Here is an 11,709-nt window from a genome sequence, read left to right on the forward strand (position 1 = left end):
TTGTTCCCAATTTCCATATCAAGTTATTTGAAGCTTGGCCATCAAGTCATACAAAGTCGGGCGACTTATACCCAACAACTGAGCTGCTTTTCCTATATTTCCGTTGGCCCGCGCGAGCGCGGTCACGATGGCATCGCGCTCTGCTCGTTCGCGGGCAGTTTTTAAGCTCAATGCGCCAACATCTTCATCCGCTTCAGCGACTGGCGCCGGCAGGTCAATATCTTGCATAGCAATTCGATCACCGTCAGCCATAATAGAGGCACGTCGAATGATATTTTGAAGTTCTCGAACATTGCCAGGCCAGTGATAGCTTTCGATCGCACGCAAGACCTCTTCTGAAAAACTCATGCCTGTCTTGCGCTTATCTCCAGCATATTTTTTCAAAAATACATTGGCCAACAGGACCGCATCGCCACAGCGGTCCCGCAGGGGCGGAATCTCCAGCACAATTTCAGCCAGACGATAGTACAAGTCTTCGCGAAATTGCCCTTCAGCAATTTGACCTTTCAGATTTTGATGCGTCGCACCGACCACGCGAACGTCGATTGGAATCTCTTGCCGTCCGCCAACTCGCTCAATGGTTCTTTCTTGCAAGAATCGAAGCAATTTCGCCTGCAAGGACATGGGCAGATCGCCAATTTCGTCGAGCATGAGCGTGCCGCCATGAGCGGTTTCGATCTTGCCAACGGTGGTTTTTGAAGCGCCAGTGAACGCGCCCTTTTCGTAGCCAAACAATTCGCTTTCAAGCAAATTTTCCGGAATTGCCGCGCAGTTGATGGCGACGAATCGCCCTTTGCGTTTGGATGCATCGTGGATGCCCTGCGCCAGCAACTCCTTACCCGTGCCACTTTCACCCAGCAGCAAAACCGTGGCGTCGCTGCTGGCGACCTTTTCAATGGTGCGGCAGATGCGCTGCATGCCCGCATCGCGGGTGACCAAACCGCCAAGTGCTTCAGATTGCTGAAGCGCTTGCAGTCGACGATTTTCTTGCTGCAACTCGTACAAGCGGTAGGCACGCTCGACGGTCAAGCTCAAAACCTCAGGTTCAACCGGTTTCGCCAAAAAATCATAGGCGCCCATCCCTATAGCACGCAAGGCATTGGACTGATCGTTTTGACCCGTTAAAACAATGACTTTGACGGCGGGATCGAGTTCCAACAATTTCTCCAAGCACCGAAAGCCCTCTGAAACAGAGTCACGATCAGGAGGAAGGCCCAAATCCATGGTGACTACTGCTGGATTGAATCGCCGGAATTGCAGGACAGCGGAGGCCACGTCATCCGCCACGACCGAGTCAAACCGATCCAACGACCACTTGAGTTGCTTTTGCAAGGCCAAGTCGTCTTCCACAATCAGCAGCGGAGAAGGCATAGGGTGTTCAGAACTCATGAGTGGACGCGATGATCAACCGACTCGCCTTGGGGCGATGCATGAAACAGTGGCATCAGGATGGTAACAACCGTACCTTGGTTGATTTTGCTTTCCACCGTTATTTTCCCTCCCAATTCCTGTAAATATTGGAAGCTTTCGTAGGCACCAATACCCATCCCGGTTTCTTTGGTGGTCTGGAAGGGCTTGAAGAGGCGATTTTGAATAAATTCTTCAGTCATGCCACAACCGTTGTCGAAAATTTTCACCCGAGCTTGACTGCCCGCTTGGTCGAGAACCGCTGAAACTTCGCCCGCTTGGCCTGTCGCGTCCAAGGCGTTTTGTACAACATGCCCTATCACCCGCTCTATGCGTTGCTCGTGACCCCGAGTGCTGACGCCAGCCTGCAATTTCAATTCAAGGCTGCGGCCTTTGGCGGCAGCTGATGCCGCCAATTGTTTGAGAATTTGTGCCAAATCGACACCGCTGGCGACGCCGTGGGGTTTTTCGCCCTCGCGCAGTTGCAACATCAACTGGCGCATTTTTTCGAGCGAATTTTCGACAGTGTCTAGCATGTCTTGCTGAAATTCGGGGTTATCACGCAAACGCTTGGCGTTCTTTAGCATCAAGGAAAGCTGGGTGACGATGTTTTTCAAATCATGCACAACAAAGGCCGACATGCGATTGAAGGAGTCAAATTTCTTGGACTCGAGCAGCGCCTCCGTGGCCTGCATCTGGGCCAAATAGCTGGACGCTTGACGACTGGCCGTTTTCAACAGATCGCGAACTTCCCAATTGATCTCGACAACGGCCCTGGCGCGGCCGAGCACCACGAACCCCAACAGATCGTCACCCACCAACAAGGGGATGACAAGCCAGTAACGAGCGTCCTCCAATATCCACGGCGGGACCGTCAAGCTCTGGTGGGCGCCAGGGGTCGATCGAACTTGGTCCAAATCAATAATCCACGCCTGACGGCGCAAGAAACTGCAGAAAGGTGACTGGCTGGACTCGGGCTCTGCCACCGGGGGTAAATTCCAGCGAGCCGTCTGAACCATACCTGACTGCGGGCTACGTTGCAGCCACAAGGCGCCGGAAGGACTCTCCACCAAATTGGCCAAAGCCCGAATCACGGTTTCGCCCATGCTTTGAGAGGCATCGCCCGAAGAAAGTGTTGCCGTAAACCGCAGCCATTCCTCTCGATAGTCGTAGCGATAGTTGAAAAAATTCTTGCTGATGTAGACCTTGAGCCGGGACCGGATAGCGCCGGAAAGCACCAGAACAGCCAAGCCAACTAGCGCGCAGGCCACCAGGGCAAGTTGCAGGGCACGCCCCCATTCACCGCCGGTAAAGCGGACGTAATACCCGAGTGCTGACACCAACAGCAGATAGCCGCCAACCAGCAGCAAACTGGCCGAGTGAAAAACAGCAGCGCGAGAAACGTGCAATTTATTCAGCCAATCCACATGGCGCCGGGATGCCATATAAAGCAAGGGCACCGCACTTGCGTGCACGGCGGCACGCACACTCAGCGCGTCGCTGTCGAATTCGCGAAACAGCGCAACTTGGGAGTAGATGAACAGGTCGAAGACAAATATGGCCCCCAAACCCAGGCACACGGGTTTGGCGTTCCAGCGAGAATCTTCTGAGGCATTGCGCAGCAACTGCTCAACCAAGAGCAAACCCATCACTGCTTGGGTGAGCGAAGAAAATGCGAAGGGCCGCGCCAATATCGGCGCCCAGCTTACGTCGTAGGCGCGCAACGCGATCAAGCCCAACGCGCCACCCAGACACAGCAGAACAAAGGGCAGAAATTGAAATGGGGGCGAAATGTCTTTGGCTTCGGCGCCTGGCCGCAGCAAGAGCATCAAGAAAACAAACCAGCAGGCGTAGCGAAGCAAATCCGCCAGTGGCAGCAAGCACGCCTGGATCAGTGGCGGGTTGTGCAGCAGTTGCCCGGCCGCGCTCAGCCCGGCCCACAGGGCACTGCAGCTGAGTGCCAGAAAAAATGCGTAAGAAACAGAGTTTGCGGGAACGGTTCGTGCCCACCACAGGCGCGCACTAAAAACCAGGGCGAATGCGGCATAAGCCAGCATCGCCAAGCAGTCGCAAATCAATCTCAGATCAATCAAGCCATTGAGCATGCTTGATTGGATCACGCAATCAAGACCGCAGAACGTGCAATATAACGCCTGCTGTAATTACCAATATCAGTGTTGCAGATCACCGGCGCAACCCACGGGGCCACAACACTTAGCGTGCGCCCTTGCCGGTCAGCACGACAGCGACGGTTTCTAACATGATCAACATGTCGAGGAACATGGTGTGATTCTTGACGTAGTAGAGGTCGTATTGAAGTTTCTCAACGGAATCTTCGACCGTAGAGCCGTATTCGTAGCGCACCTGCGCCCATCCCGTCACGCCAGGCTTAACGCTTTGGCGCACTGCAAAATAAGGAATTTTGCTGATCAGTTCATCCACAAAGTACTGGCGCTCAGGGCGTGGCCCCACCATGCTCATGTCGCCTTGCAGCACATTGAGCAGCTGAGGCAACTCATCAATGCGTACCTTGCGGATAAAACGGCCTACCTTGGTCACCCGATCGTCGTTGAGCGTCGCCCAACGGGGTTTGCCGTCTTTCTCGGCGTCGGTGCGCATGCTGCGGAATTTGATGACTTTGAACGGCTTGCCATTGAGGCCAACCCGCTCTTGCCGATAGAAAATCGGGCCTGCTGATTCCAGTTTGATGGCAACAGCCGTCACCAGCATCACCGGAAAGGCTGCCAGAAAAATCAGAGACGCCGACACCACGTCAAACACCCGCTTGACGGCGGTGCGAACCACACCTTGATTGAAGCCATCGCCAAAAATCAACCAACCGGCGTTGACGTGGTTGATCTTGATCTGCGCCAATGTCTTTTCAAAGTGCGTCGCGATATCAACCACACGGATGCCGTAGAGCTTGCAATCCAGCAGCTGGCGCATGGGCATACTGCCGCCACGGCGCTCTGACAATGCAACCACGATCTCGTCCACATTGAGACGGCGAGCGGTGTCAGTCAAGGTACCTTGCATCGTGAGCGTTTGCTCAGCAGCCACGCAAAATTTCTCTTCATTGGGGCCGGGCAGGTACCCAACGATTTCAGCGTGCGGGTCGGAGACCTTCAAGGTAGCACCGACCGACTTGGCTGCCTCGCCGCACCCAAAAATTAATATACGGCTGCGCAGACGGGATTGTGTGCTCGAGTGCGCTGCATAAACCCGGTGGGCCATCACAGCCGCTACGGCAACCATGGCGCCAATGGTGATCAGTTCACGGTGTCCGGCATTGGTGGGCAGCAAGCTGAAGATGGCGTAGGCCAATGGCAAGCCGAACATCAAGCCCAGCAAAGCGCGAGCACAAGACTCGGTGACGGAGCGGTTGTGCACCGGCTGATACAAACCACTCGCCGAATTGATGACAAACATGCATCCTGCCAGTGACAGCCCATGAGAGGCAACAAAGGGAATGGTCGTCACTACGGCATCCCCTTGACTCAGGACAACAGCAACAACAGCAAACAAGATCAAGCCCAAGTCAAAGAGGACGTGGAGCAATGTTTGCCTGTGCAAGTAGTGATTGAAAATTCGAACCATTTTTTTCCCCTGTGAACTGCACTTCAACTGATTCGATGCAAGGCCCTTAAAAGCGTCATAACCTTGGCATCGGTTTGACACTTTCCACCGCAAAGACTGACATTCGAACCCGAATCCTGAGCAAAATCTTGCGCTGAGATTTACCCTGATTCGCGCAGCCATAATGCCTGCACTGTTGCTGAATGAAAGCCCCCCGTTTGAAGGGGGCGCTCAGGTAGAAATTCGCACTTTCGTGCCTACCTGCGCCTTGTGAAAAAGCCCTGCTCGTCAAGTGGTGCAAAGTAGAGCGCAAGTCGTGCTTTCCCGCGTGACAAAGCAAGGCAATGAACGTGCGTATTGCACGCTACCGAAAGTCTTTGTCAAATGACGTTGTGCACTAACCGCATGCGGGGTACCCAACACGACACCGCGCCGATGTCAGCCCCTGCGATCAACCCTCGAGCAAACGCTGCAAGCCGGCCTCGTCAAGAATCGTCAGCCCCAACTCCCGTGCCTTTTCCAGCTTGCTACCCGCCTCTTCGCCCGCCACCAGGTAGCTGGTTTTCTTGGAGACTGACCCGCTGACCTTGCCACCAGCCGCTTCAATCAGGTCTTTGGCCTGATCACGGCCCAAGGTGGGCAATGTGCCGGTCAGCACAAGGGTTTTTCCTAGCAATGGTTGCGGACCTCGATTGGCAGCCTCGCCCGAGCCTTCAGCCCAAGTCACGCCAGCGGCACGGAGTTGTTCGACAACCTCCCGGTTGTGCGCCTGAGAAAAGAAGTCATGAATGCTTTGGGCCACGATAGGTCCAACATCGCGCACCTCCAGCAATTGCTCTGTGGACGCGTCCCTCACTTTGTCCAGGCTGCCAAAATGCCGGGCAAGGTCTTTGGCCGTAGCCTCCCCCACTTGCCGCAGCCCAAGGCCAAACAAAAACCGCGCCAGAGTGGTTTGCTTGCTTTTTTCTAACGCATCAACAATGTTTTGGGCGCTTTTTTCGGCCATGCGATCCAGCGCGGCCAATTTGGCGATACCCAGTTTGTAAAGCCCGGGCAACTGGGTCACGATACCTGCATCAACCAGTTGGTCCACCAATTTATCGCCCAAGCCCTCAATGTCCATCGCACGCCGTCCGGCGAAGTGCAGGATTGCCTGCTTTCGCTGCGCCGGACAAAAAAGCCCACCGGTACAGCGCCAGTCGACCGAGGTACGCGCTTCACTCGCTTCTTTGGCGATATCGCTCTGGCAGATCGGGCACTTCCCACCCAGGCGCTGAACCATGTCGAAGGGCTCGCCGACATCCGCCGGCCGCCGCTCGAGCACCACGCCAACGACTTCTGGAATGACATCACCAGCGCGGCGGACGATCACCGTGTCACCCACCCGCACGTCTTTGCGCCGGGCTTCATCCTCATTGTGTAAGGTGGCATTGCTGACCGTGGTGCCACCTACGAAAACGGGCGCCAACTTGGCGACAGGCGTTAATTTTCCGGTGCGCCCTACCTGGATATCGATGCCCAGCAAAGTTGTCATTTGTTCCTGGGCGGGGTATTTGTGCGCCACAGCCCAACGCGGTTCGCGGCTGACAAAGCCCAGCCGCTGCTGTAAAGCCCGGTCGTTGACTTTGTAGACCACCCCGTCAATGTCGAAGGGAAGACTGTCGCGCTGGGCGCCCATTTTCTGGTGGAAAGCTACCAAGCCTGCCGCGCCAGCAACCCGTGAACGATGCTCACAAACCGGCATGCCGAAAGCAGCCAACGCATCCATGACGCTCTCGTGGCTTGCGGGCGTCTCCCAGCCTTGGACATCGCCCAAGCCATACGCAAAAAAACTCAGCGGACGCTGGGCCGCAATGCGAGAGTCCAGCTGCCGAACGGCACCGGCAGCCGCATTGCGTGGATTCACAAACGTTTTGTCACCGACCTGGCGCTGTCGCTCATTCAGCCCCTCAAAGTCATCGCGACGCATGTACACCTCGCCGCGCACCTCGATCACAGGGGCCACGGTGCCGGTCAAACGCAAAGGAATTTGCCCAATGGTGCGAATGTTCTGAGTGACGTCCTCACCTGTTTCCCCATCTCCGCGCGTGGCTGCCCGCACCAGCACGCCTTGTTCGTAGCGCAAATTGATAGCCAGGCCGTCAAACTTGAGTTCGGCCGCGTACACCACCGGAGGCGCCTCGGGAGGTAACTCCAACTCTCGACGCACCCGGGCGTCGAAATTTTCCGCCCCAGTCGCCTCGGTATCGGTCTCGGTTCTGATGCTGAGCATGGGCACGGTGTGCGGCACCGGCGCGAAGCCCGCCAAGACCTTGCCAAGGATCCGCTGGGTGGGTGAATCCGGTGTGAGCAATTCGGGGTATTCAGCTTCCAGCTTCTGCAGCGCCTGGAAGAGCATGTCGTACTCCGCATCCGGCAGCACAGGCTGGTCCAGCACGTAGTACAAATGGGCATGGTGCTGCAGTGTGGCGCGCAGTGCGGCCGCCTGTTCGGCGGGAGTTTGCGCTGAGGGCGTTGATAACGACGTAGATGACAAGGGCAAGGGCAAACTGGCCGGGCTGAAATTCTGACTCATGCCGGCATTGTCTTTCAGCTGCGCGCCCTTCTCAAAAAATGCCTTGAATTTCGCGTTCGTGAACGCCGGGTCATGAACCCGAACTGGGGCGGATTCCGTTCATCAGGGCGTGGGTGGCACCCTTGTAATCATGACCTGATCTACCCGGTGACTGTCAACATCCACCACCTCAAAGCGCCATCCTTCCCACAGCACCTGATCAGTGCGTTTTGGAATGCGCCGGAGCATTACCATCAGGAAACCGGCCAAAGTGTCATATTGGCCAGCATGCGGCCACGCTTCGAGCTCAAGCGCACGCTGAACGTCTGGGATCGGCGTAATGCCGTCAGCCAGAAATGAGCCGTCATCACGGCGGACGATCTGCTCCTCGTCATGCGAAGAGACCAAGCTGCCCATCACCGTGCTCATCACGTCATTCAAGGTGATGATGCCCACCACCAGGCTGTATTCATTCACAATGACGGCGAAGTCTTCGTGGGCCTGGCGAAATTGCGCCAACACTTCCGAGAGCGTCAATCGATCCGGGACGATCAACACCTTTTTGAGCAAACCTGCCGACTGATTGGTACGCAGATTGATGGTTTCACCCTGCAACACGCGCTGAAACAAATCGGTGGAGTCAACGTAACCGACGACCTCATCGATCTCCCCTTCGCACACCAGATAGGTGGAATGCGGGTCCGCAGCGATTCGATTGCGGATCAGAGTGTCGTCATCGTCCAGGGAGAAAAACACCACCCGCTCGCGCGTAGTCATGGCGCTTTCAACACGCCGTGTATCCAGCTCGAAGACGTTTTCGATCATCTGCTGCTCGGCATCAGCCACCACGCCGGCCTGATTACCGGCCTCAGCAAGCGCCAAAATATCCCAATGCGTGATGCTGTTATCGCGCGCGGCCGGCATGCCCATAAGTCGGATGAGCGCTTCCGTCAAGCTGCTAAAGGCCCAAGCCAAGGGCTTCAACACAGTGACCAGGGTCAGCATCGGACCCACCACAATCATCGCCATCCGCTCGGGCTCATTCATGCCCAAACGCTTTGGCACCAGGTCAGCCAGCACAATAAATAGCGCTGTGATACTCATGAATGACAGCGCAAAACCGAGGGACTGCGCCCGCTCCACACTGGTGATCAACATCAGCGCAGCTTCAAAATGCGGCGTCAAAGCCCCCTCGCCGACGATGCCGCCCAGGATGGCGACGGTGTTGACCCCAATCTGTACCACCGTGAAGTAGTAGCCCGGTTGCTCTTGAACCGTGAGCACGCGTGCAGCTCGCACATCCCCTTCATCAACCAACTGTTGCAACTTCAAACGTCGGGAGGCGGCCAGCGACAACTCCGCTACGGAGAAAAATGCACTTCCAGCGATCAGCAAGACAATGATGACAAAACTGGTAGGCAATCCAACTCTCCGGAAACAAGCGGCGCAGCCAGTGTAGCGACCCCGCGTCCTCAAGCCAGAGAACCGACTCGACAATTAAGCGGTTCAGGTTCTGTGTCGCAAGAATTCACTATTCACCAAGATATGCCGGACCTAGACCGGAGATACAGGCCCATAATTTCCAAACTCACCGGGTTCTGGCTGAACAACAAGAAAGCCTTTCGAGCTTAACGATGCGTCTTCAAGCCGTTTTTTCCCTCTTGCTGTTTGGGTGTACGCCTTTTGCCCTTGCGGAGAAGTTGACGGCCTGCGCAGATCGCGCAGAGACTCCCCCGTTCACATTTGCCAAGCGGGTCAATGGGCAAGCCACGGGCAGTTTGACTGGCATCAGCGTGGATCTGCTGAAATCGATCGCCACATCGAAAGGGCTGGACTTGCAAGTGCAACTACTGCCCTGGGCCCGCTGCCTGCGCGAAGTCATGGAGGATCGGATTCAAGTGGCCATCAACGTGGGCCGGGAGGAAGCCGAATCCAACGGCCTGTGGCTCAGCAAGCCCTACTTTTCAACGCATGCTGTCGTGCTCTATTCGCGCAAAACTCACCCGGAAGGTTTGACGATGGACTCCATGGCGGACATCCACAAATTGCATGTTTGCGGGCTGGGCGGGTATCGATTCGAAGCGTTTGGGCTGGCCACAAAAGATGTGGATCGCGGTGTCACCCGCAGCTATGAACAATTGATCACCAAGCTGCACCTGGGTCGCTGTGACCTGGTCATTGACAGCCGTGAAACGGTGGCGGGCATGTACCTGGTCGACCCCAAGTTGCGCACCTTGCTGGTCGACGGCAATTTAGCCATGAAGCCGCTGCCCGGCGCACTGGCGCGGGACTTGAATCTGGCGGTTTCTGCCAAGGGGCCAGGCTCACTAGCGCTGTTGCGGATGCTGGATGAGGGCATTGACCGTTTCGGAAAAAGGCAAGATATGGAACGCCTGATCAACGCTTACCTCGACCCCTGACCGTTGATCATTTGCACACAAGCACTCAGCCTCAACGTGTCAGCCTATGCGACGTCCAATCCTTTCGCCCGAACCCTGCTGTGCCAGAGGGGACGCTTGGCCACAGTCAGCGGGCAAGATCAACGCGCGCACCTTGATTGCCCTAGGACTCGTTTTCGGTTTGACCGCAGCCATGGCGCAGACCTTCACGCCAGCACCCACTTCAACCTTGCCAAACGCCGTTGACTCGGCCGGAACGTTTCAGCCTCCTGAAACAGGGCAAGCGCCCCGTTTGACCTTGAATGCATTTGGCACACTCGGCATGGCGAAATCCAGCCAGGATCGTGCCGACTACACCTTCGACAATCTGCAACCGTTCGGCGTCGGTCGCCACCGCAATCCCAGCCCCGACATCGACAGCCGCCTGGGCGCGCAACTCACCGCCAACCTCACACCGCAGTTGTCGGCGTTGCTTCAGGTTGTGTCGGAATACAGCTGGGACGGCAGCTACCGTCCAGCGGTCACTTGGGCGAACGTCAGCTATGCCCTAGCCCCGGACCTCAGTCTTCGCCTGGGCCGGATCGGCATCGCCAGCTTCATGGCATCGGACTCTCGCCGAGTCGGGTACAGCAACGTGACCGCTCGTCCGCCTATTGAGGTATATCGCCTGCTCGTATTGCGTGAAAGCGATGGCATCGATGCACGCATTCGTTTCAGCACCGGGGATTTCAAGCATGATCTATCGGTGTTGTATGGTCGTCGCACCGTCATCAATACACGCGGTCAGCACGTGCACTCCACCGACGTGGGTGGCCTGTTCGACACCATTGAACACGGCGACTTTTCCCTTCATCTTGCGGTAGAAGGTCGCCATGTCGACAACCAAAACCCGCCGCTGGGCATGTTCTATTCACTCGGTGCGACCTATGACCCCGGTCGTTGGTTCATCAGTTCGGAGTGGGTTCGTGCAGTCAACAATGACGCCAAGGGTTTGAAGATCACACGAGATGCCGCCTATGTGCTTACAGGGATCCACATTGAAACGCTGACGCCATTTGCCAGTGTGTCTGAACTGCGCCCGCGCAGCGATACTGGCCAGCCTCCCGTCGCGCAGCGCAGTTATGCAGCCGGCCTGCGCTGGGACCCCATGCGCCATCTGGACCTGAAAATACAGGTTGACCATATTCAGCTGAGCAGCAATTCTTACGGCACCTTGCAGAACGTGACACCCGGCACGCCGCGAGGCAGCTCATTGAATGTACTCAGCCTGATGCTGGATTTTTTCTACTGAGCGCAGGCCATGAAATCCGCGCCCCATTTCATCCCACGCCAGAGCGGCCAGCATCGCAAGTTGACTGCAGGCCTGCTCGTCATTTTGTGCGCCCTGCCCTTGCGAGGTATCGCCGATATCGTTCTGATTGTTTCGCCCAACAGTGGCATCAACAGCGTGTCAATCGACGTCGTCTCAGATCTGTTTTTGGGCAAGAGCAACAGCCTGCCCGGGATCAACAAGAAAGTACAAACCTTGGACTTGGCAGAAGGCAACGCAACACGCGAGGCCTTCTACCGCAGCATTGCCAAACGTGACGGATCACAAATGACAGCCTACTGGGCGCGCATGATCTTCACCGGTCGAGGCCAACCCCCCATCGATACCGGAGACCCCACAGCAATGAAGCGCCTAGTGGCTGGCAATCCCCTGCTGATGGGCTACATCGACCGAGCTGACCTGGACTCAAGCGTGCGTGAAGTATTGAACCTGCACTGATGCGC

At 56.3% G+C, this 11,709-nt stretch carries 8 protein-coding genes; 3 read left to right on the plus strand and 5 right to left on the minus strand.

Translation table 11 applies throughout. The features are described from left to right. Positions 1–18: 18 nt before the first annotated feature. From prsR to PRZ01_RS13405, 5 genes are all read right to left on the minus strand, one after another. On the minus strand, positions 19–1,389 hold the full coding sequence (gene prsR / locus PRZ01_RS13385; protein ID WP_273597301.1) for a PEP-CTERM-box response regulator transcription factor: 1,371 nt from the start codon (positions 1,387–1,389) through the stop codon (positions 19–21). Next, on the minus strand, positions 1,386–3,512 hold the full coding sequence (gene prsK, locus PRZ01_RS13390; RefSeq protein ID WP_338111473.1) for an XrtA/PEP-CTERM system histidine kinase PrsK: 2,127 nt from the start codon (positions 3,510–3,512) through the stop codon (positions 1,386–1,388). Before prsK ends, prsR begins: the two co-directional genes overlap by 4 nt. A gap of 109 nt (positions 3,513–3,621) precedes the next feature. Beyond that, on the minus strand, positions 3,622–5,004 hold the full coding sequence (locus tag PRZ01_RS13395) for a TIGR03013 family XrtA/PEP-CTERM system glycosyltransferase (protein WP_273597302.1): 1,383 nt from the start codon (positions 5,002–5,004) through the stop codon (positions 3,622–3,624). 430 nt (positions 5,005–5,434) lie between these two features. Beyond that, a complete protein-coding gene (gene ligA, locus PRZ01_RS13400) occupies positions 5,435–7,558 on the minus strand; it encodes an NAD-dependent DNA ligase LigA (RefSeq protein WP_273597303.1) in 2,124 nt (707 codons plus the stop codon). 102 nt (positions 7,559–7,660) lie between these two features. Then, positions 7,661–8,959, minus strand: a complete 1,299-nt coding sequence (locus tag PRZ01_RS13405; protein WP_273597304.1) for a polyamine export protein PaeA — start codon at positions 8,957–8,959, stop codon at positions 7,661–7,663. A gap of 212 nt (positions 8,960–9,171) precedes the next feature. Between PRZ01_RS13405 and PRZ01_RS13410 the strand changes: the two genes are divergently transcribed. The 3 genes from PRZ01_RS13410 to PRZ01_RS13420 all read left to right on the plus strand — a co-directional run bounded on the left by PRZ01_RS13410 (position 9,172) and on the right by PRZ01_RS13420 (position 11,704). Beyond that, a complete protein-coding gene (locus PRZ01_RS13410; RefSeq protein WP_273597305.1) occupies positions 9,172–9,957 on the plus strand; it encodes a substrate-binding periplasmic protein in 786 nt (261 codons plus the stop codon). A gap of 301 nt (positions 9,958–10,258) precedes the next feature. Then, positions 10,259–11,227: a hypothetical protein gene (locus PRZ01_RS13415; RefSeq protein ID WP_273597306.1), complete on the plus strand. Its 969-nt coding sequence runs from the start codon at positions 10,259–10,261 to the stop codon at positions 11,225–11,227. Positions 11,228–11,236: 9 nt separating this feature from the next. After that, positions 11,237–11,704: a type 2 periplasmic-binding domain-containing protein gene (locus tag PRZ01_RS13420; RefSeq protein ID WP_273597307.1), complete on the plus strand. Its 468-nt coding sequence runs from the start codon at positions 11,237–11,239 to the stop codon at positions 11,702–11,704. The last annotated feature ends 5 nt before the right edge of the window (positions 11,705–11,709 follow it).

Source organism: Roseateles koreensis, assembly GCF_028595305.1.
GTDB classification, from domain to species: Bacteria; Pseudomonadota; Gammaproteobacteria; order Burkholderiales; family Burkholderiaceae_C; genus Paucibacter_A; species Paucibacter_A koreensis.

Bases quoted from the DNA above. Each gene is read 5' to 3' on its own strand.
- prsR (WP_273597301.1), bottom strand. From the start codon at position 1,389: ATGAGTTCTGAACACCCTATGCCTTCTCCGCTGCTGATTGTGGAAGAC.
- prsK (WP_338111473.1), bottom strand. From the start codon at position 3,512: ATGCTCAATGGCTTGATTGATCTGAGATTGATTTGCGACTGCTTGGCG.
- PRZ01_RS13395 (WP_273597302.1), bottom strand. From the start codon at position 5,004: ATGGTTCGAATTTTCAATCACTACTTGCACAGGCAAACATTGCTCCAC.
- ligA (WP_273597303.1), bottom strand. From the start codon at position 7,558: ATGAGTCAGAATTTCAGCCCGGCCAGTTTGCCCTTGCCCTTGTCATCT.
- PRZ01_RS13410 (WP_273597305.1), top strand. From the start codon at position 9,172: ATGCGTCTTCAAGCCGTTTTTTCCCTCTTGCTGTTTGGGTGTACGCCT.
- PRZ01_RS13415 (WP_273597306.1), top strand. From the start codon at position 10,259: ATGGCGAAATCCAGCCAGGATCGTGCCGACTACACCTTCGACAATCTG.
- PRZ01_RS13420 (WP_273597307.1), top strand. From the start codon at position 11,237: ATGAAATCCGCGCCCCATTTCATCCCACGCCAGAGCGGCCAGCATCGC.